Below are 20,769 nucleotides of genomic sequence, written 5' to 3' on the forward strand. Positions count from 1 at the left end.
AATGACCACCGCCCCCGCATCACCCGCTCCCCCGCAGGACACCGCGCCGGCAGTGATCTCGGATGCGGCCGGCCGCATGCGGGTCAAGGTCGGCTGGGTTCGCGGCGACTCCCGGCGCGCGGTCGCGGTCGAGGAGGCCGTCGCCAAGTGCGCCGGCGTGCGCGTCGTGCACGCCTATCCGCGCACCGGCTCCGTCGTCGTCTGGTACTCGCCGCGGCGCGCGGAGCGCCCCGCGCTGCTGGCCGCGATCGCCGAGGCCGCGCACGTGGCCGCCGACCTGATCCCGGTGCGCGCGCCGCATTCGGCGGAGATCCGCAACGCCGACGTGCTGCGGATGGTCATCGGCGGCGCGGCGCTGGCCCTGCTCGGGGTGCGCCGCTACGTGTTCGCCCGGCCGCCGCTGCTGGGCCCGAGGGGCCAGCTGGTGGCCGGCGGGGTGGCGATCTTCACCGGCTACCCGTTCCTGCGCGGCGCGCTGCGCTCGCTGCGGTCCGGGAAGGCGGGCACCGACACGCTGGTCTCGGCGGCGACGGTGGCCAGCCTGCTGCTCGGTGAGAACGTCGTCGCGCTCACCGTGCTGTGGCTGCTCAACATCGGCGAATACCTGCAGGATCTGACCCTGCGCCGAACCCGGCGCGCCATCTCCGAGTTGCTGCGCGGCACCCAGGACACCGCCTGGATCCGGCTGACCGACGGCCCCGACACCGGCACCGAGGTGCAGGTGGCGATCGACACCGTGCAGGTGGGCGACGAGGTGGTGGTCCACGACCACGTGGCGATCCCCGTCGACGGCGAGGTGGTCGACGGCGAGGCGATCGTCGACCAGTCGGCGATCACCGGGGAGAACCTGCCGGTGAGCATCACGGCCGGCGCGCACGTGCACGCGGGATCGGTCGTGGTGCGCGGGCGCCTGGTGGTGCGCGCGAAGGCCGTCGGCAACGAGACCGCGATCGGCCGCATCATCGGCCGCGTCGAGGAGGCGCAGCACGACCGGGCGCCGATCCAGACCGTCGGGGAGAACTTCTCCCGCCGCTTCGTTCCCGCCTCGTTCATCGTCTCCGGCCTGACCCTGCTGGTCACCGGCGACGTCCGGCGCGCGATGACCATGCTGCTGATCGCCTGCCCCTGCGCGGTGGGCCTGTCCACCCCGACCGCGATCAGCGCGGCGATCGGCAACGGCGCGCGCCGCGGCATCCTGATCAAGGGCGGTTCCCACCTCGAGCGGGCCGGCCGCGTCGACGCGGTGGTGTTCGACAAGACCGGGACGCTGACCGTCGGGCGCCCGGTGGTCACCAATATCGTTGCGATGCACTCCGATTGGGAGCCCGAACAGGTGCTGGCGTATGCGGCCAGCTCGGAGATCCACTCCCGGCACCCGCTGGCCGAGGCGGTGATCCGCTCGACCGAGGAGCGCCGCATCAGCATCCCGCCGCACGAGGAGTGCGAGGTGCTGGTGGGGCTGGGCATGCGGACCCGCGCCGACGGCCGCACCCTGCTGCTGGGCAGCCCGTCGCTGCTGCGCGCCGAGAAGGTGCGGGTGTCGAAGAAGGCGACGGAGTGGGTGAACCGGCTGCGCCGCCAGGCCGAGACACCGCTGCTGCTGGCCGTGGACGGCACGCTGGTGGGGCTGGTCAGCCTGCGCGACGAGGTGCGTCCCGAGGCCGCCGAGGTGCTGACGAAGCTGCGGGCCGGCGGTGTGCGCCGCATCGTCATGCTCACCGGCGACCACCCGGACATCGCCGAGGTCGTCGCCGGCGAGCTGGGGATCGACGAATGGCGCGCCGAGGTGATGCCGGAGGACAAGCTCGAGACGGTGCGCGCGCTGCAGGCCGAGGGCTTCGTCGTCGGCATGGTCGGCGACGGCGTCAACGACGCCCCCGCGCTGGCGGCCGCCGACATCGGCATCGCCATGGGCTTGGCCGGCACCGACGTCGCCGTCGAGACCGCCGACGTGGCCCTGGCCAACGACGACCTGCACCGCCTGCTCGACGTGCGGGACCTGGGTGCGCGGGCGGTCGACGTGATCCGCCAGAACTACGGCATGTCCATCGCGGTCAACGCCGCCGGGCTGGCCATCGGCGCGGGCGGCGCGCTGTCGCCGGTGCTGGCCGCGATCCTGCACAACGCGTCGTCGGTGGCGGTGGTGGCCAACAGCTCGCGGCTGATCCGCTACCGGCTGGACTGACGGCGGCGCTCAGCAGCAGTCGTGGCCGCGCCAGGCGCGCACGCCCTGCCACACCGCGATGCCGGCGACCACCAGCCCGACCGCGGGGTCGATCCACCAGCCGCCGCTCGGCCAGGCCGCGGTGACGGCCAGGCCGACCAGCACGCCGGCGGCCTGCACGGCGCACAGGTAGTTCTGGATGCCTTCGCCCTCGGTGGCCTCCGAGTCCAGCCGGACGCCCAGCCGGTGGTTGGCCCAGCCCAGGGCCGGCATCAACACCAGCGCGATCACCGTCAGCACGATGCCGATCACCGAGGTCTCGGCGTGGTGCCCGTCGATGAGGTCGCGCACGGATTCGGCGGCGATGTAGGGGGCGGTCAGCCAGAACGACACCGCCACGCCGCGCTGGGCGCGCGACTCGGCGGTCTCGGACAGGGTGCGGGATCCGCTGAAGCGCCACACCACCGTCGCGCTGGCCAGCGCCTCGCCGCCGCCGCCCAGCGCCCACCCGGTCAACGCGATGGACCCGACCGCCAGGCCCTGCCACAGTCCGATGGCGCCCTCGACGAGCAGCACGGTGAGGCTGACCCAGGCCAGCCGCCGCGCCCATCGGGCACCGGCCTGCCAGGCGGCGTCGCGCTCCGTTGCGCGCGGGCAGGTGCGGGAGACCGAAGCCGACGAGGTCATTGCACCCGATGGTAGAGGCAGCGCACCGGGCCCGGACACCGCGACACCGCGGGGTGAGCGCACTTACGCCGAATTGTTCAGCTCCCGTTTGAGCACCTTGCCGGCCGCGTTGCGCGGCAGCGCGTCGACGAACACCACGTCGCGGGGAACCTTGAAGCGGGCCAACCGGTCACGCACGTAGTCCCGGACGTCGCGCTCGCTCAGCGACACGCCCGGCCGCGCGACCAGGTAGGCGCGCAGCCGCTGCCCGAACTCCTCGTCGGCGACGCCGACGACCGCGGCGTCGAGCACGTCGGGATGGCGGGCGAGCGCCTCCTCGACCTCGCCCGGGTACACGTTCTCGCCGCCGGAGACGATCATCTCGTCCTCGCGCCCGTCGATGAACAGCCGCCCGGCCCGGTCGAAGTGGCCGACGTCGCCGGTGGACAGCAGGCCCCCGATGGTCTCCTTGGTGCCGCCGCCGGTGTACCCCTCGAACGCCAGCACGTTGCCGACGAAGATGCGCCCCGGAGTCCCGGGGGCGACCTCGCGCCCGTCGCCGTCGAAGATCTTGACGACCGACCCGGGCACCACGCCGCCGACGCAGGCGGGCTCGGCGGCCAGGTCGGCGGGCGTGGCGATGGTGGCGTAGGCGACCTCGGTGGAGCCGTACATGTTGTAGACGACGGGGCCCAGCGCGGCGAGCGCGCGGGTGGCCAGCTCGGGCCCGAGCTGCGATCCGCCGACGAACACGATGCGCAGGGCCGTCAGGTCGCGGCCGGCGAGCGCCTCGGGGCCCAGGTCGAGGATGCGCCGCAACATGATCGGCACGACGATCATGGCGCTGGCCCGATGCGCGGCCGCGTCCGCCAGGGCCTCGAGCGGCTCGAACTGGCGGCGCAACACCAGCGTCGAGCCCAGCACCATCGCATACATCGCGTGACTGAAGCCCAGCGAATGGCACAGCGGCGCGCAGCATTCGGTGACCTCGCGGCCCCGAAACGGGACCTTGCCCAGCAGGCCGCCGACCGGGATGAGCGAGTAGGGCTCCGAACGGACCGCACCCTTGGGCGTCCCGCTCGTGCCGCTGGTGGAGATGACGATCCTGGGCCGGCCGCGGGAGGCCGGCGGTGGGCGGGTGTCACCGTGCTCGATCAGCGCGTCGAGGGTGTCGGGGCCGGGCGTTTGCGCCCAGGCCCGCAAACGTCCCAGCCGGGGATATACCTCGGCGACCGCGCCGCCGTACTCGTCGTCGTGGACGAGCAGGTCGACCCCCTCGCGGGCCACCATGCCGGCGAGCTGCTCGCCGCCGAAGCCGGTGTTGAGCAGCACCACGCCCGCGCCGCACTTACCGGCCGCGAACACCGCCTCCAGAAGCCCCCGGTGGTTGCCGGCCATGACGGCCACGGTGGTGCCCGGGCCGACACCGCGCCCGCGCCACGCGTTGGCCAGCGCGTTGGTCCGGCGGTCCAGGTCGCGAAAGCTCAGCGCGCCACGCTCGTCGATCAGCGCGACACCGTCGGGATCCCGGGCGGCGGTGATCGCCGTCGCCGCCCCGAGCAGGCCGTAGCGGCCGAACGCGCGCAGCACCGGCACGATGCGCCAGGGCGGCACCGCCCGCAGTCCCCCGGCCCGCGCGTACAGCAGCAGCGAGCGGACTTCCAGATCGACACGTTTGATCACGTCTGCACTGTGCCCGGCGCCGCCACCGGGCGATAGGGGCGTATCGCCACCACCGGCGGGGTCTTTGGTCACCCACGCGCGCGAAACCGAGCCGCGGACAGCGCCATAGCGTTCCTCGTTACGCTGTCCAACCAGTGGGTCCCGGTACATCGACGAAGGGTTTTGACGAATGGCGCGCACCGAGAACGACACGTGGGACCTGGCGACCAGCGTGGGGGCCACCGCCACCATGGTGGCGGCCGGCCGGGCCCGGGCGACCCGCGACAAGCTGATCGACGACCCGTTCGCCGAGCCGCTGGTGCGCGCGGTCGGCGTGGACTTCTTCACCCGGTGGTCCGCGGGCGAACTCGACTCAGCCGACGTCGACATCCCCGGCGCGGCGTGGGGCATGCAGCGCATGACCGACATGCTGGCGGCGCGCACCCGCTACATCGACAAATTCTTCGCCGACGCGGCGGCCGCAGGCGTGCGCCAGGTGGTCCTGCTGGCGTCGGGCCTGGACGCGCGCGCCTACCGGCTGCCGTGGCCGGCGGGCACCACGGTGTTCGAGATCGACCAGCCCCAGGTGCTCGACTTCAAGAGCGTCACCATCGCGCAGCTGGGCGCCAACCCGACCGCGCAGGTGCGGCCCGTGCCGATCGACCTGCGCCACGACTGGCCCTCGGCGCTGCGGCAGGCCGGCTTCGACACCGCCGCGCCCGCGGCCTGGGCCGCCGAGGGCCTGCTCGGGTTCCTGCCGCCCGACGCGCAGGATCGGTTGCTGGACAACATCACCGAACTCAGCGCCGACGGCAGCCGGCTGGTCGCCGAGGTGTTCTTGAACTCAGGCGTCAACGCGCAGGCGCTGAACGCCGCCGCCGCCCGGTGGCAGGAGAACGGCCTGGACGTCGCGCTCGACGACCTGGGCTTCCCCGGCGAGCGCAACGACGCCGCGAGCTACCTCCAGGACCGCGGCTGGGTGACGGTGCGCACGCCGCTGAACCAGCTGCTGGCCGAGCACGGGCTGCCGCTGCAGCCCACCGACGGCCCCGACGACAGCGAGCAGGCGCCGTTCGCCCGCAACTACTACTGCACCGCGGTGCTGCGCAAGGCCGACTGAAGAAGGCACCCCATGCCGGACAGCAACGCCCCCAAGCCACTCGACGGCTACCGCGTGCTCGATTTCACCCAGAACATCGCCGGCCCGCTGGCCGGGCAGGTGCTGGCGGACCTGGGCGCCGAGGTCGTCAAGATCGAGGCACCCGCCGGTGAGGCGGCCCGCCACATCACCGCGGTCCTGCCCGGGCGGCCGCCGCTGGCCACGCTGTTCCTGCCGCACAACCGCGGCAAGAAGTCGGTGGCGGTGGACCTGACCACCGAGGAGGGCCGCCAGCAGATCCTGCGGCTGGCCGAGACCGCCGACGTCGTGCTGGAGGGGTTCCGCCCGGGCGTGATGGAGCGCATGGGGCTGGGCCCCGACGAGCTGCGCTCCCGCAACCCCCGGCTGGTCTACGCCCGGCTGTCGGCCTACGGCGGCAACGGCCCGCACGGCAGCAGGCCGGGGGTGGACCTGATGGTCGCCGCCGAGTCGGGCATGACCACCGGGATGCCCACGCCCAGCGGCAAACCACAGATCATCCCGTTCCAGCTCGTGGACGCCGCCAGCGGGCACGTCCTGGCCCAGGCGGTGCTGGCCGCCCTGCTGCACCGTGAACGGCACGGGGTGGCCGACGTGGTGCGGGTCGCAATGTACGACGTCGCGGTCGGCCTGCAGGCCGCCCAGCTCACGATCCACCTGAACAAGCCGACCGAGACGCCCACCGATGCGGCGCCGAAGCCCAAGCGGCGCAAGGGGGTCGGCTTCGCCACCCAGCCCTCGGACGCGTTCCGGGCCGCCGACGGCTACCTGGTGATCAGCGCGTACGTGCCCAAGCACTGGGCCAAGCTGTGCGAGCTCATCGGCCGGCCCGACCTGCTCGAGGACGAACGGTTCGTCGACCAGCGGGCGCGCGCGCTGCACTACCCGGAGCTGACCGAAGAACTCGAGGCGGCGCTGGCCGGCAAGACCGCGGCCGAATGGGTGGAGCTGTTGCAGGAGGGCGGCCTGATGGCCTGCCACGCCCACACCTGGAAAGAGGTGGTGGGCACCCCGCTGTTCGCGGAGAACGAGCTCGCCCTGCGGGTCGGCGGCAGCCCGGACAACGGCGAGGGCGCCGTCACCGTCGTGCGCACCCCGGCCCGCTACTCCAGTTTCGACGCCGCGGCCCCCGAGCCCCCGCCGGCGATCGGCGCGCACAACGAAGAGTTCCTCTCCGCACCCTAGGCCTAGGGATCGGTCAACGCCGCGCCCAGCGTCTCGGGCAGCGCCAGGGTGCAGCCGAGGCTGGTGAGCACCAGGACGGCCATCATCGGCCCGATGGCCCACGGCCCCGCGGTCTCGGCGAGCGCGCCGGCGAGCATCGGCGGCACCGCGCCGCCGACGAGCCCGCCGGCGTTGAACGCCAGCCCGGCTCCGGTGTAGCGGTAGCGGGTGGCGAACGTCTCGGGGATGAACGCGCTGAGCGGGCCGATCAGCACACCCATGATCGCGAAGGTGACGACTATGGCGACACCGAACAGGGCCGCGATCCCGGTGTTCATCAACGGCATCACCGCGAACGACCACGGCACGGCCGCGGCGAAACCCCACAGCAGGACCCGCCGCCGGCCGACGCGGTCGCACAGGACCGCCGCCGGTGCGGTCAGCGCGATCGACGACAGCCCGCCGAGCACACCGACGAACAGGATCACGTTGCGGGACTGCCCGAGCTCGCCGCGGGCGTAGTTCAGCAGATAGGTCGCCGCCATGAAGCTCAGCGTGAAAGGCCCCACGGCACAGCCGGCGGCGAGCACGACCCGCCGGGTCTGATCGCGCAGCAGCGCGGCGATCGGCGCGGTGCGCGGGGCATCATGGGCGCGCCGCAACTCCGCGGCGAAAACCGGTGTCTCGCCGATGTTCAGGCGCACGTAGAGCGCCACCACGACCAGCACGGCGCTGAACAGGAACGGCACCCGCCACCCCCAGGCCAGGAAGGCGGGGCTGGTCTCCCCGACGGTGGCGTTGACCACCAGCATGGCGAGGTTGGCCAGCACCAGTCCCACGCCGGCCCCCAGCGGGGTGAACATCGCGTACCGCCCGCGCCGACCGGCCGGTGCGTGCTCGGCGAGCAGCAGGGCCGAGCCGGCCCACTCGCCGCCGAGCGCCAGCCCCTGCAGCAGCCGCAGGGCAAGCAGGGCCAGCGGGCCGGCCACACCGACGGTCGCCACGCCGGGCAGCAGGCCCACCGCCACGGTGGACAGGCCCATGATCAGCAACGTCGCGACCAGCGTCGCCTTCCTGCCGCGCCGGTCGCCGAAGTGCCCGAAAACGGCGGCGCCCAACGGCCGGGACACGAACGCCGCGGCGAACGTCGCCATCGACGCGATCGTCGCCATCGTCGCGCCCAGGTCGGGAAAGAACACGCTGGGGAACACCAGGGCCGCCGCGGTGCCGTAGAGGAAGAAGTCGTAGAACTCGATGGCCGAGCCGGCCAGGCTCGCCAGCGCCACGCGCGTCATCCGGGACCGCCCGCCGGACCGCGGGCGCAGCGAACCCGGCGGCGCCTGCTGGATGTTCACGCCGGACATGTTCGCACGCCGGCCGGCACCCGGAGTCGTGAGTGCAGGCGCCGCTCACAGACCCGGCAACCGCACCACCTGGATGAAGAACTCGTCGATCTGGCGGACCGCGTTGATGAACTGGTCGAGGTCGACCGGCTTGGTGACGTAGGCGTTGGCGTGCAACTGGTAGCTGCGCAGGATGTCCTCCTCCGCCGAGGACGTCGTGAGCACGACCACCGGGATGCGCGCCAGGTCGGGATCGGACTTGACCTGCTCGAGCAGTTGGCGGCCGTCGTACTTGGGCAGGTTCAGGTCGAGCAGGATCAGGTCGGGCCGCACCGCGTCCGCGAACTTGCCGCGCCTGTAGAGGTAGTCCAGGCCTTCCTCGCCGTCGTGCGCGACGTTGAGGTTGTTCTTGAGCTTGTTGTGCTCGAACGCCTCCCGGGTGATCAGCTCGTCGCCCGGGTCGTCTTCGACGAGCAGGATTTCGATCGCTCTCCCGGCCGAGGTCATTGCTGTGCTCCTTCTGGCTGTGCTTGTTCTGCTTGGTCTTGGGGGGCCTGGTCTTCGGGGGCCGGGTCTTCGGGAGCCGGGGCCATGGGCAGGGTGAACTCGAACCGGGTGCCGTCGACGTAGGACGTGTCGATGTGGATGCTGCCGCCGTGGTGCTCGACGATCTTCTTGCACAGCGCCAACCCGACCCCGGTCCCGTGGTACGCGTCGCGGCCGTGCAGGCGCTGGAAGATGACGAACACCTTCTCGGCGAACTCCTCGGGTATCCCGATGCCGTTGTCGGAAACCCGGAACACCCACTGGTCCTCGCGGTCACCGGTGCCCGGTTCGCATTCGATGACGACGTGGGGCGAGGTGTCCTCGCGCCGGAACTTCACCGCGTTGCCGATCAGGTTCTGCCACAGCATCGTCAGCAGGGTGGGGTCGCCGACGATCCGCGGGAGCGGCTCGGGCGGTCGCACGATCTGCGCGCCGGACTCCTCGATCGCGGCGGAGACGTTGCTCATGGCCGCGTCCAGCGGCACGTCGAGGTCCACCTCGGCCTGGAAGGTGCCCAGCCGGCCGACGCGGGAGAAGGTGAGCAGGTCGTTGATCAGCACCTGCATGCGTTTGGCCCCGTCGACCGCGAACCCGATGTACTCGGCGCCGCGCTCGTCGAGCTTGTCGCCGTAGCGCTTCTCGAGCAGCTGGCAGAACGAGGCGACCTTGCGCAGCGGCTCCTGCAGGTCGTGCGAGGCGACGTAGGCGAACTGCTCGAGTTCGGCGTTGGAACGGCGCAGCTCCTCGGCCTGCTCGTCCAACTGCGCCCGGGCGGTGCGGGACGCCTCGAGCTCTTCGACCATCCGCCGGCGCATGTTCTCCACGTCGATCGCCATGCCGCGGATGTCCCTGGGCCGCCTGGGCGGTGAGATGGTCTCGGCGAAGCTGCCCTCGGTGATCCGCCGGCACGCCAAGGCCAGGTCCGCCAGCGGGCGGCTGACCGTGTCGCGCACCAGCAGCCCCAGCACCACCGCGGAGGCGAAGAACACCACCACCAGCGAAATCAGCACGCGGTCGCGCCAGGCGTCGGTGTGCCGGAGTTGCCCGGCGGCGTGCACCCACGCCGCGGACAGGCTCGCGTTCTGGGCGTCGAAGAGGGCACGTAGCTGGTCGAACTGGGCCTTGCCGCGCTCGGCCACCCCGCCGTCCACGACGTTCGGGGAGTGGGGGGTCACGCGGGCGATCAGCGGCTCGGCATAGCTGGACCGCCACCGCGCGGCGGACTGCTCGATCTCGTCGAGGTTGGCGATGAGGTTCGCGCGCCCGCCGAGGCGGCGGCGGATCTCCTCGGCCGCGGCCCGCTCCGCGCGTTGTCCGTCGTAGTAGGGCGCCAGGAACTGGCGATCGGCGGTGATCAGGTAGCCGCGAACGCCGGTCTCCTGGTCGCGCAGCGCGGCCTGCAGCTGGCACGCCGCCACCCGCGCCGGCTGGATGTCGTCGATGAGCTCCCGCGACATCTTGTCGGTGCGGTCCAGCAGCACGGTGCCGACCGCGGCGCCGGTCAGCACCAGCATGCCCATGACGAACAGGACCACCGCCTGCCATCCCCGCGTGGTGAGCCGCGACGGGCGCAGCGAGCGCAACGTCGGCGTCACGCCGTGGTCCGCTCGACGCGCAGCACCGCGATGTCGTCGGTGAGCCCGCCCTGCGGCCGGGCGAGCTTTTCGGCCTCGTCGATGAGCGCGTCCACGAATGCCGGCCCGGGCCGGTTGGCGTGCCGGCGCGCCAGGGCGAGCAGACCGTCCTCGCCGAGGCGCCGGGCGCCCCGCCCCGAGTACCCCTCGAACAGACCGTCGGTCAGCAGCAGCAGCCCGTGCCCCACGGGCAGGTCCAGGTCGTGGCGCGGCCAGTCGTCGGCCCGCAGCCCCAGCGCCGGCCCCGCCGGCGGCTCGATCCAGTCCACGCAGCCGCCGCCCTGCAGCAGCATCCCGGGATGGCCGGCGCGGACCGTGGTGACCCGCGGGCTGTCCGGCGAGATCTCCAGGGTGAGCACCGTCGCGAAGATACCGGTGGCGGTCCGTTCGGAGTGCAGCACCCGCTCCAGCTGCCGCATCAGCTCGACCCCGTGCAACCCGGCGAACGTCAGAGCGCGGAACGCGATCCGCAGGGCCGCGCCCAGGGCCGCCTCGTGCGGGCCGTGCCCGGCGACGTCGCCGATCAGCACGTGCACGGTGCGGTCGGGGGTCTGGACGACGTCGTAGAAGTCCCCGCACAGCAGCGCGTCCTCGCGGCTGGGCCGGTACCGCGCGACGATCTCGACTCCCGAGTTGTCGTGCAGCAGCGGGGAGGGCAGCAGGCCGCGTTCCAGCAGCGCGTTCTCGCGGGCACGGAGCCGGGTGGCGTGCAGGTCGGCGGCGATGAGCTCGGCCCGTTTGCGCTCGATCGCGTACAGCAGCGCCCGCCGCAACATCTCCGGTTCGACCCGCCCCTTGACCAGGTAGTCCTGGGCGCCGGCCGCGACGGCCGAGGCCCCGAAGTACTCGTCGTTCAGCCCGGTCAACACCACGATCGGGACCGTGGCGTCGCGTTTGGCGATGCGGTCCAGGGCGTCGATCCCGCTGGCGTCGGGCAGGTGCAGGTCCAGCAGCACGCAGTCGGGCCGGGCGGCCGCGAGCTCACGCTCGGCGTGCGCCATGGACTGCGCCCACACCACCCGGATGTCGGCGACGGCGTCCGCGATGAGGTCCTCGACGAGCACCGCGTCGGCCCGGTCGTCCTCGACCAGCAACAGCGACAACGACTGCCAATGGGCCGCCGGGGTAACTGGAGCACGCACAGGCATCACTTCCGGTCATCCGCGGGCGCCGGGAGGTGAGCAACTTTTTAACTCGACCCCCCGCGGGCCGCGGCAGCCATTAGCTGTGTGGCGACGCTCCGACCGCAGAGCCGGCGCGCCGAAAGAGGCTTGCGTACCGGCTTACCACCCCGAACGGTTGCCGTGAGTGATCTTATGCGGTGCGCCTGCGCTTTCCCAACACAGGCTGAACCAGGGGTGGCGTCAGCGCAACAACGCCCGCGACATCACGACGCGCTGGATCTGGTTGGTGCCCTCGTAGATCTGGGTGATCTTGGCGTCGCGCATCATCCGCTCGACGGGGAAGTCGGCGGTGTAGCCGTATCCGCCGAACAGCTGCACCGCGTCGGTGGTCACCTCCATCGCGACGTCGGAGGCGAAGCACTTCGAGGCCGCGGAGATGAAGCCCAGATTGGCTTCACCGCGCTCGGCGCGCGCGGCCGCCTGATACACCATCAGCCGGGCGGCCTCGACCTTCATCGCCATGTCGGCGAGCATGAACTGCACACCCTGGTTGTCGGCGACCGGGCGGCCGAACTGCTTGCGCTCCTTGGTGTAGGCGATCGCCGCGTCCACCGCGCCCTGGGCGATGCCCACGGCCTGCGCGCCGATGGTGGGCCGGGTGTGATCCAGGGTGGCCAGCGCGGTCTTGAAACCGGTGCCGGGCTCGCCGATGATCCGGTCACCGGGGATGCGGCAGTTCTCGAAGTACAACTCCGTGGTCGGCGAGCCCTTGATCCCGAGCTTGCGCTCCTTGGGGCCGACGGTGAAGCCCTCGTCGTCTTTGTGCACCATGAACGAAGAGATCCCGTTGGCGCCCTTGTCCGGGTCGGTCACCGCCATCACCGTGTACCAGCTCGACACCCCGCCGTTGGTGATCCAGCACTTGGCGCCGTTGAGGATCCAGTCGTCCCCGTCGGCCTTGGCCCGGGTCCGCATCGCCGCCGCGTCACTGCCGGCCTCGCGCTCGGAAAGCGCGTACGACGCCATCGCGGTGCCGTCGGCGATCTGCGGCAGCACCTGCTTCTTGAGCTCCTCGGAGCCGCGCAGGATCAGGCCCATCGTGCCCAGCTTGTTCACCGCGGGGATCAGCGACGCCGACGCGTCGACCCGGGCGACCTCCTCGATCACGATGCACGCCGCCACCGAATCGGCGCCCTGACCGCCGTACTCCTCGGGCACGTGCACCGCGTTGAAACCCGAGGCGTTCAACGCATCCAGGGCCTCGGACGGAAACCGCGACTTCTCGTCCACCTCGGCGGCGTGCGGAGCGATCTCCTTCTCCGCCAACGCCCGGATCGCCGCCCGCAACTCCTGATGCTCCTCGGGCAACCGAAACAAATCGAACGACGAATTTCCGGCCCATCCAGCCATCTCAAGCCTCCCTGCGCTACTCACCGGTAACTTTACCGTGCAGCCGCCGCACCGCCGCATCCTTGGTCCGCACACTCTCGGCCAGCTCGTTTTGGAACTCGACGACCCGGGCCCGCAGCGCCGCGTCCGACGAGGCGAGGATGCGCACGGCCAGCAGGCCCGCGTTGCGGCCGCCGCCGATGGAGACCGTGGCCACCGGAACGCCCGCGGGCATCTGCACGATCGACAGCAGCGAGTCCAGGCCGTCCAGGCGCGCCAGCGGCACCGGCACCCCGATCACCGGCAGCGGCGTCGCCGCGGCGACCATCCCGGGCAGGTGGGCGGCGCCGCCCGCGCCGGCGATGATCACCTCGATGCCGCGGTCGGCGGCGCCGCGGGCGTAGTCGAACATCACCTGCGGCGTGCGGTGCGCCGACACCACGCGGACCTCGGCTCCGATGCCGAACTCGGCGAGCGCGGCGGCGGCGTCGGCCATCACCGACCAGTCGCTGTCGCTGCCCATGATGACCCCCACACGGGGGCTGCGGGGGCTAGTGGTGCTCATGTGGGTCCCATCCGTCCGCCCATCGGCCGTGTGACAGCCAGTGCGCCGCCAGTTCGGCGCGTTCCCTCAGGTTTTCCAGCTCCGCTGAGTCGCTGCCCAGGAAGTTGATGTGCCCGATCTTGCGGCCGGGCCGTTCGGCCTTGCCGTACAGGTGCACCCGGGCGTCCGGCATCCGCGCGAACAGGTGGTGCAGCCGCTCGTCCATCGACATCGCCGGCAGTTGCGGCGCACCCAGCACGTTGGCCATCACGGTCACCGGGGCGATCGCGTCGGTGTCGCCGAGCGGATAGTCCAGCACCGCGCGCAGGTGCTGCTCGAACTGGCTGGTGCGCGACCCGTCCATGGTCCAGTGCCCGGAGTTGTGCGGCCGCATCGCGAGTTCGTTGACCAGCAGGGTCCCGTCGGTGGTCTCGAACAGCTCGACAGCGAGCACCCCGACCACCCCCAGCTCGGCGGCCAGCCGCAACGCCAGCCGCTGCGCGGCGGCCGCCGACTCCCCGGACAGCTCCGGTGCGGGCGCGATCACCTGCACGCAGATCCCGTCGCGCTGCACGGTCTGGACCACCGGCCACGCCGCGCCCTGGCCGAACGGCGAGCGCGCCACCAGCGCCGACAACTCCCGACGCAGCTCCACCCGCTCCTCGACCAGCACCGGCAGCCCGTCGTCCAGGCATTTGCCGGCGATCTCGCGGGCGCCGGCGAGGTCGCGGGCCATCCAGACCCCCCGGCCGTCGTAGCCGCCCCGCACCGCCTTGACCACCACCGGGGCGTCGTCGGCGGCGCCCAGGGTGCGCGCGAACGCGTCCAGGTCGTCGATGCTGTCCACCGGCGCGTAGCGGGGCACCGGGGCGCCCAGGGCCTCCAGCCGGCGCCGCATCACGAACTTGTCCTGGGCGTGCACCAGGGCGCTGGGCGGCGGGGCGACGTTGACGCCCTCGGCGACGAGCTTGTCCAGCAGGTCGGTGGGGACGTGCTCGTGGTCGAACGTCAGCACGTGGGCCCCGGCCGCGACCCGGCGCAGGTCCTCCAGATCGAGGTGCGAGCCGATCACCACGTCGGGAGTGACCTGCGCGGCCGACTCGTCGGCGGAGGTCGCCAGCACCCGCAACGTCTGCCCCAGCGCGATCGCGGCCTGGTGGGTCATCCGGGCGAGCTGGCCGCCGCCGACCATGGCCACACGCGGGGCGAGGACGGGCGTGGGGGTACTCGGCACGGCCATCATGGTGTCATGGGGGCGGCCCGGCCGGTGACCGGCGGTGAGACCGGATCGTTATGAACCATTTTGCGTCGTTTTTGTGTCCGTCCGTACACTCACGTGTTGTGCCCTTCGCCGATGCAACGATTGCGCGTTTGCCCGCGGCTTTTCAGCCCTGTGTGCAGCGCCACCACGAACTGATCAAGTTCGCGATCGTCGGCGGCACCACCTTCATCATCGACTCGGCAATCTTCTACACCCTCAAGCTCACGATCCTGGAGACCAAGCCGGTCACCGCCAAGGTGATCGCCGGCATCGTCGCGGTCATCGCCTCCTACGTGCTGAACCGGGAGTGGAGCTTCCGCGACCGCGGCGGTCGCGAACGCCACCACGAGGCGCTGCTGTTCTTCGCCTTCAGCGGTGTCGGGGTGCTGCTGAGCATGGCGCCGCTGTGGTTCTCCAGCTACGTCCTGCAGTTGCGGGAGCCGATGGTTTCGCTGACGGTGGAGAACATCGCCGACTTCGTCTCGGCCTACATCATCGGGAATTTGCTGCAGATGGCTTTCCGATTCTGGGCGTTCCGGCGCTGGGTGTTCCCCGACGCGTTCGCGCGCATTCCCGACATGGCCCTGGAGGAGAAGGCCCTCGAGTCCGCCCTCACCGCCGGCGGGATCGCCGAGGTCTTCGAGGACACCATCGAGGGCGGCAACATGGGCCCCCACATGGGCAACGTCACCCTGCTGCGCGCCTGGCGCAGCCGCAAGGCGGGCCGATCGGGTCAGCCCGGCGCCTCCGTAGAACCCGGGGCGCCCAGGGTGTCGAAGACTTCGTGATACAGCAGCGCGTGCACCTCGCGCAGTCGCGGAATGTCGTGGAACTCCAACGGGTCTTGTGGCGCCGACTCGATGACCAACGTCCCGCACCGGAAGATCCGCTCGAAGATCCGGTCGCGGAATTCGACGCTGTTGATCCGCGCCAGCGGGATGTCGAGCCCGGCCCGGGTGAGCACCCCGTGCCGGTACATCACCCGCCGGCTGGTGACGACGAAATGGGTGGTCAGCCAGGTCAGGAACGGCCACCACGCCAGCCAGCCGACGACCACTAGCCAGATCCCCCAGATGACGCCGTGGATGACGTTCTTGGCGGTCTGCTCCCACTGCGTCGAGTTGAGGTAGCCCGAGCCGAAGGCCGCCAGCCCGGTCGCGGCCACGAACACCACGGCGGGCCAGAACAGCCGCTTCCAGTGCGGGTGATGGTGCAGCACCACCTGCTCGCCGGCGGCCAGGGCGTTGTCCGGATAACGCATGGTCGCGACATTAGCTGCGCCCGCTACCGCAGATGCACCACGTCACCGGCCGAGATCACGGCGGTTTCGCCTTCGGTCTGCAAGCACAGCCTGCCCTGGTCGTCGACGCCGGTGGCCGTGCCGACGACCTCCCGGCCGCCGGGCAGGTGCGCACGCACCCGGGTGCCGATCGTCAGGCTGTGCGCCCGGTAGTCGGCGGCCAACGCTCGGTCGGCGCCGCGCGCGGCCCGCCATGCCGCGATCCGTCCGCCGAGTTCGGTCAGCAGCGCGCGCACCAGCTCGCCGCGGTCGGGTGCGGCGACCCCGAGGTCGCGCAGCGAGGTGGCGCCGGCGACGTCGCCGGGGGCGCGGGTGACGTTGAGCCCCACGCCGATCACCACCGACGGCCGCGCCACCTCGGCGAGGATGCCCGCCAGCTTGCCGCGCGACTCCGGAGGGCCCGCCAGCACGTCGTTGGGCCACTTCAGGCCGGCCCGGCATCCGGTCCCCTCCAGCAGCGGGGCCACCGCCTCGACGACGGCCACCCCGGTGGCCAACGACAGCCAGCCCCACGCGGCGACCGGCACGTCGACGACGCTGACCCCGACCGACATCGTGATCTGGGCACGCGGGCCGGCCGACCAGCCGCGGCCGTGCCGCCCGCGGCCGGCGGTCTGGTGCTCGGCGATCAGCACCGCACCGGCAACGTCGGCCGCCCCGTCGGTCCCGGACGCCGCGCGCGCCAGCAGGTCGGCGTTGGTGGAGCCGGTCCGCTCGACGACGTCCAGGCGTCGCCAGCCCAGCCCGGCGCCGATCAGCTCCGCCCGCAGCGCGGCCTCGTTCAGAGGCGGGTCCCGGTCGCTCACCCGGCCCAGCCTAAGCAGTGCCGGACGGCCAGCCGATAACATCGACTGCCATGACAAGCGTTACCGACCGCTCGGCTCATTCCGCTGAGCCTGCGAGCGAACACATCGTCGACATCCACACCACCGCGGGCAAGCTGGCCGAGCTGCACAAGCGCCGGGAAGAGTCGCTGCACCCCGTCGGCGAGGAGGCCGTCGAGAAGGTCCACGCCAAGGGCAAGCTGACCGCCCGCGAGCGCGTCCTCGCGCTGCTCGACGAGGACTCCTTCGTCGAGCTCGACGCGCTGGCCCGGCACCGCAGCACGAACTTCGGCCTGGAGAACAACCGCCCCCTGGGCGACGGCGTTATCACCGGCTACGGCACCATCGACGGCCGCGACGTGTGCATCTTCAGCCAGGACGCCACCGTGTTCGGCGGCAGCCTGGGCGAGGTGTACGGCGAGAAGATCGTCAAGGTGCAGGAGCTGGCGATCAAGACCGGCCGGCCGCTGATCGGCATCAACGACGGCGCGGGCGCCCGCATCCAGGAGGGCGTCGTCTCGCTGGGCCTCTACAGCCGCATCTTCCGCAACAACATCGTCGCCTCCGGGGTCATCCCGCAGATCTCGCTGATCATGGGCGCCGCCGCCGGCGGGCACGTCTACTCCCCCGCCCTGACCGACTTCGTGGTGATGGTCGACCAGACCAGCCAGATGTTCATCACCGGCCCCGACGTCATCAAGACCGTCACCGGCGAGGACGTCACGATGGAGGAGCTCGGCGGCGCCCACACCCACATGGCCAAGTCCGGCACCGCGCACTACGTCGCCTCCGGTGAGCAGGACGCCTTCGACTGGGTGCGCGAGCTGCTGGGCTACCTGCCGCCCAACAACGCCACCGACCCGCCGCGCTACGCCGAGCCGATCCCCCAGGGCCCCATCGAGGACAACCTCACCGCCGAGGACATCGAGCTGGACACGCTGATCCCGGACTCCCCCAACCAGCCTTACGACATGCACGAGGTGATCACCCGCATCCTCGACGAGGACGAGTTCCTCGAGGTCCAGAACGGCTACGCGCAGAACATCGTCGTCGGGTTCGGCCGCATCGACGGCCGCCCGGTCGGCATCGTGGCCAACCAGCCGACCCACTTCGCCGGCTGCCTGGACATCAACGCCTCGGAGAAGGCGGCCCGGTTCGTGCGCACCTGCGACTGCTTCGGCATCCCGATCGTCATGCTCGTCGACGTCCCCGGGTTCCTGCCGGGCACCGGCCAGGAATACAACGGCATCATCCGCCGCGGCGCCAAGCTGCTCTACGCCTACGGCGAGGCGACCGTCCCCAAGATCACCGTCATCACCCGCAAGGCCTACGGCGGCGCCTACTGCGTCATGGGCTCCAAGGACATGGGCTGCGACGTCAACATCGCCTGGCCGACCGCCCAGATCGCCGTGATGGGCGCCTCCGGGGCCGTCGGGTTCGTCTACCGCCAGCAGCTCAAGGAGGCCGCCCGCGACGGCGCCGATGTCGACGAGCTGCGGTTGCGGCTGCAGCAGGAGTACGAGGACACGCTGGTGAACCCGTACGTGGCGGCCGAGCGGGGCTACGTCGACGCGGTGATCCCGCCGTCGCACACCCGCGGCTACATCGGCACGGCGCTGCGGCTGCTGGAACGCAAGATCTCCCACCTGCCGCCCAAGAAGCACGGGAACATCCCCCTGTGAGCGCCGACGAGGGCCACCAGCTGCACGAGCCGCACATCCAGATCCTGCGCGGCAAGCCCACCGCCGCGGAGTTGGCCGCGCTGATCGCCGTGCTCGGCAGCGCCGGCGCCGCGCCCCAACCGCCGCCGCCCGAGCGCACCCGCTGGGGCCTGCCGACCGACCAACTGCGCTATGCGATGACGAACTTTCAGCGACTCACCATGCAGCAGAAGATCCACATGCAGCGTATGCAGCAGTGACCCGGCTGGTGCTCGGCTCGGCGTCGGCGGGCCGGCTCAAAGTGCTGCGCCAAGCCGGCGTCGATCCGCTCGTCAGGGTCTCGGGGATCGACGAGGACGCCGTCATCGCCGGCCTGGGCGCCGACGCGCCGCCCGGGGACGTGGTGTGTGCGCTGGCCCGGGCCAAGGCCGAACGGGTGGCCGGTGAGCTCGAGCCCGCCGTCGCCGCCGACTGCGTCGTGATCGGCTGCGATTCGATGCTCCACCTGGACGGCCGGCTCTGCGGCAAGCCGGGTTCGACGTCCGCGGCACGCGACCTGTGGCAGGCCATGGCGGGGCGCGCCGGCCAGCTCCATACCGGCCACGCGCTGATTCGGTTGCTGGACAACGAGATTACTTACACCACTGCCGAAAACGCTGTCACCACAGTGCATTTCGGAACTCCGTCCCCCGAGGACCTCGATGCGTACCTGTCCTCGGGTGAATCCTTGCGCGTGGCAGGGGGATTCACCCTCGACGGCCTGGGCGGCTGGTTCATCGACGGCGTCGACGGCGACCCCTCGGCCGTGGTGGGGATCGGGCTGCCGCTGACCCGGTCGCTGCTGGTCCGCGCGGGAGTGTCGGTCGCCGCGGTGTGGGCGGCCAATCCGCCCGCCTCAAGCGCGCGCCCGCGCCCGCGAAACGCCGCGGGTGGGTAGGCTTTCGGTGTGCCCCTACCGCCCGATCCCAGCCCCACGCTCGCGGCCTACGCCCACCCCGAACGCCTGGTCACCACCGACTGGCTGTCGGCCCACCTGGGCGCGCCCGGCCTGGCGATCGTCGAATCCGACGAGGACGTCCTGCTCTACGACGTCGGCCACATCCCCGGCGCGGTCAAGATCGACTGGCACACCGACCTCAACGACGCGCCCGTGCGCGACTACATCACCGGCCGGCAGTTCGCCGAGCTGATGGACCGCAAGGGCATCGCCCGCGACGACACCGTGGTGATCTACGGCGACAAGAGCAACTGGTGGGCGGCGTATGCGCTGTGGGTCTTCACGCTGTTCGGCCACCCCGACGTGCGGCTGCTCAACGGCGGCCGCAACCTGTGGCTCTCCGAAGGGCGCGAGACCAGCCTCGAGGTCCCGACCAGAACCTCCACCGGATATCCCGTCGTGGCGCGCAACGACGAACCCATCCGCGCCTACAAGGACGACGTGCTGGCGGCGCTGGGCGCCGAGCCGCTGATCGACGTGCGCTCCCCGGAGGAGTACACCGGCGAGCGCACCCACATGCCCGACTACCCCGAGGAGGGGGTGCTGCGGGCCGGCCATATCCCCACCGCCCGGTCGATCCCGTGGAGCAGGGCCGTCGACGACAGCGGGCGCTTCCGCAGCCGCGAGGAGCTCGAGGAGCTCTACGGATTCCTCGGCCCCGACGACAAGGCCATCGTCTACTGCCGCATCGGGGAGCGGTCCAGCCACACCTGGTTCGTGCTCACGCACCTACTGGGCAAGCCCGGGGTGCGCAATTACGACGGGTCGTGGACCGAGTGGGGCAACACCGTGCGCGTCCCCATCGTGGCGGGCGCAGAACCGGGACAGGCGCCGGGAGCCGTACCGGCCCGATGAGCCTGCCCGCGCCGCTTGCCGAGGTGGTATCCGACTTCGCCGCAGTCCAGGGCCAGGACAAGCTCAAGCTCCTGCTCGAATTCGCCGACGACCTGCCCGGGCTGCCCGCCGAGCTGGAAGAGGCGGCGATGGAGCCGGTCCCCGAATGCCAGACCCCGCTGTTCCTGCACGTCGACGCCGGCGACCCGGACCGGGTGCGGCTGTACTTCAGCGCGCCCGTCGAGGCACCGACCACGCGCGGGTTCGCCTCGATCCTGGCCGCCGGCCTCGACGGGCAGCCCGCCGCCGACATCCTGGCGGTGCCCGAGGACTTCTACACCGAGCTGGGCCTGGCGGCTCTGATCAGCCCGCTGCGGCTGCGCGGCATGTCGGCGATGCTGGCCCGGATCAAGCGGCGGCTGCGCGAAACCTCCCGATAAGGCGCGAATTCCGGCACCGGCTGATCGCGCCGACGGCGCGCCGCTTAGACTTCCCAGGCAGAGTAAGAAACTCTCTTA

General features: G+C 71.5%; 20 protein-coding genes. 9 read left to right on the top strand and 11 right to left on the bottom strand.

What is annotated here, in order from left to right; all coding sequences use genetic code 11:
• The first annotated feature begins 1 nt into the window (after position 1).
• Positions 2-2,185, top strand: coding sequence for a manganese-exporting P-type ATPase CtpC (gene ctpC / locus AB8998_RS23915; RefSeq protein WP_369740148.1), 2,184 nt, complete (start codon positions 2-4; stop codon positions 2,183-2,185).
• 9 nt (positions 2,186-2,194) lie between these two features.
• Here the strand turns inward: ctpC and AB8998_RS23920 are convergent, their stop codons facing one another.
• Both AB8998_RS23920 and AB8998_RS23925 read right to left on the bottom strand, forming a co-directional pair.
• Positions 2,195-2,851, bottom strand: coding sequence for a cation efflux transmembrane domain-containing protein (locus tag AB8998_RS23920; protein WP_369740150.1), 657 nt, complete (start codon positions 2,849-2,851; stop codon positions 2,195-2,197).
• 63 nt (positions 2,852-2,914) lie between these two features.
• Complete coding sequence (locus tag AB8998_RS23925; RefSeq protein ID WP_369740151.1) at positions 2,915-4,513, bottom strand: AMP-binding protein; 1,599 nt, start codon at positions 4,511-4,513, stop codon at positions 2,915-2,917.
• 169 nt (positions 4,514-4,682) lie between these two features.
• On the opposite strand from AB8998_RS23925, the gene AB8998_RS23930 reads away from it, so the two are divergent.
• Positions 4,683-5,612: a class I SAM-dependent methyltransferase gene (locus AB8998_RS23930; protein ID WP_369740152.1), complete on the top strand. Its 930-nt coding sequence runs from the start codon at positions 4,683-4,685 to the stop codon at positions 5,610-5,612.
• Positions 5,613-5,624: 12 nt separating this feature from the next.
• The gene (locus tag AB8998_RS23935) at positions 5,625-6,815 is read left to right on the top strand and encodes a CoA transferase (RefSeq protein ID WP_369740154.1); all 1,191 of its coding nucleotides are present in this window, start codon (positions 5,625-5,627) and stop codon (positions 6,813-6,815) included.
• Between the two features lie 2 nt (positions 6,816-6,817).
• Here AB8998_RS23935 and AB8998_RS23940 read toward each other — a convergent pair whose 3' ends face one another.
• The 7 genes from AB8998_RS23940 to AB8998_RS23970 form a co-directional block, all read right to left on the bottom strand.
• Positions 6,818-8,089, bottom strand: coding sequence for an MFS transporter (locus AB8998_RS23940; protein WP_369741734.1), 1,272 nt, complete (start codon positions 8,087-8,089; stop codon positions 6,818-6,820).
• Positions 8,090-8,203: 114 nt separating this feature from the next.
• Positions 8,204-8,644 (bottom strand): response regulator, encoded by a 441-nt coding sequence (locus tag AB8998_RS23945; RefSeq protein ID WP_369740156.1) that lies wholly within the window; start codon positions 8,642-8,644, stop codon positions 8,204-8,206.
• Complete coding sequence (locus AB8998_RS23950) at positions 8,641-10,203, bottom strand: sensor histidine kinase (protein ID WP_369741735.1); 1,563 nt, start codon at positions 10,201-10,203, stop codon at positions 8,641-8,643. The genes AB8998_RS23945 and AB8998_RS23950 overlap by 4 nt, the downstream gene beginning before the upstream one ends.
• 71 nt (positions 10,204-10,274) lie before the next feature.
• Positions 10,275-11,465, bottom strand: coding sequence for a PP2C family protein-serine/threonine phosphatase (locus AB8998_RS23955; protein ID WP_369740157.1), 1,191 nt, complete (start codon positions 11,463-11,465; stop codon positions 10,275-10,277).
• A gap of 216 nt (positions 11,466-11,681) precedes the next feature.
• Positions 11,682-12,851, bottom strand: a complete 1,170-nt coding sequence (locus AB8998_RS23960) for an acyl-CoA dehydrogenase (protein WP_369740159.1) — start codon at positions 12,849-12,851, stop codon at positions 11,682-11,684.
• Positions 12,852-12,867: 16 nt separating this feature from the next.
• Positions 12,868-13,395 carry a 5-(carboxyamino)imidazole ribonucleotide mutase gene (purE, locus tag AB8998_RS23965; protein WP_369740161.1) on the bottom strand — a complete coding sequence of 176 codons (528 nt, stop codon included), beginning with the start codon at positions 13,393-13,395 and terminating at the stop codon, positions 12,868-12,870.
• On the bottom strand, positions 13,382-14,617 hold the full coding sequence (locus AB8998_RS23970; RefSeq protein ID WP_369740163.1) for a 5-(carboxyamino)imidazole ribonucleotide synthase: 1,236 nt from the start codon (positions 14,615-14,617) through the stop codon (positions 13,382-13,384). Before AB8998_RS23970 ends, purE begins: the two co-directional genes overlap by 14 nt.
• 98 nt (positions 14,618-14,715) lie before the next feature.
• Between AB8998_RS23970 and AB8998_RS23975 the strand changes: the two genes are divergently transcribed.
• Complete coding sequence (locus tag AB8998_RS23975) at positions 14,716-15,423, top strand: GtrA family protein (RefSeq protein WP_369740165.1); 708 nt, start codon at positions 14,716-14,718, stop codon at positions 15,421-15,423.
• On the opposite strand, the gene AB8998_RS23980 is transcribed toward AB8998_RS23975, so the two are convergent.
• The gene (locus AB8998_RS23980; protein WP_369740167.1) at positions 15,369-15,896 is read right to left on the bottom strand and encodes a PH domain-containing protein; all 528 of its coding nucleotides are present in this window, start codon (positions 15,894-15,896) and stop codon (positions 15,369-15,371) included. The genes AB8998_RS23975 and AB8998_RS23980 overlap by 55 nt on opposite strands.
• A 23-nt stretch (positions 15,897-15,919) precedes the next feature.
• Positions 15,920-16,741, bottom strand: a complete 822-nt coding sequence (locus tag AB8998_RS23985; RefSeq protein WP_369740168.1) for a biotin--[acetyl-CoA-carboxylase] ligase — start codon at positions 16,739-16,741, stop codon at positions 15,920-15,922.
• 50 nt (positions 16,742-16,791) lie between these two features.
• Here AB8998_RS23985 and AB8998_RS23990 point away from each other — a divergent pair, with 50 nt between their 5' ends.
• From AB8998_RS23990 to AB8998_RS24010, 5 genes are read left to right on the top strand one after another with little or no spacing between them, the layout of a single operon-like run.
• Positions 16,792-18,441 (top strand): acyl-CoA carboxylase subunit beta, encoded by a 1,650-nt coding sequence (locus AB8998_RS23990; RefSeq protein WP_369740169.1) that lies wholly within the window; start codon positions 16,792-16,794, stop codon positions 18,439-18,441.
• Positions 18,438-18,680: an acyl-CoA carboxylase subunit epsilon gene (locus tag AB8998_RS23995; protein ID WP_369740171.1), complete on the top strand. Its 243-nt coding sequence runs from the start codon at positions 18,438-18,440 to the stop codon at positions 18,678-18,680. The genes AB8998_RS23990 and AB8998_RS23995 overlap by 4 nt, the downstream gene beginning before the upstream one ends.
• Positions 18,677-19,357: a Maf family protein gene (locus tag AB8998_RS24000; protein WP_369740173.1), complete on the top strand. Its 681-nt coding sequence runs from the start codon at positions 18,677-18,679 to the stop codon at positions 19,355-19,357. The genes AB8998_RS23995 and AB8998_RS24000 overlap by 4 nt, the downstream gene beginning before the upstream one ends.
• A 9-nt stretch (positions 19,358-19,366) precedes the next feature.
• Entirely contained in the window at positions 19,367-20,272 is a 906-nt protein-coding gene (locus AB8998_RS24005) for a sulfurtransferase (protein WP_369740175.1), read from the top strand.
• Entirely contained in the window at positions 20,269-20,691 is a 423-nt protein-coding gene (locus tag AB8998_RS24010; protein WP_369740176.1) for a SufE family protein, read from the top strand. Before AB8998_RS24005 ends, AB8998_RS24010 begins: the two co-directional genes overlap by 4 nt.
• The last annotated feature ends 78 nt before the right edge of the window (positions 20,692-20,769 follow it).

It is taken from the genome of Mycobacterium sp. HUMS_12744610 (assembly GCF_041206865.1).
Lineage (GTDB): Bacteria > Actinomycetota > Actinomycetes > Mycobacteriales > Mycobacteriaceae > Mycobacterium > Mycobacterium servetii.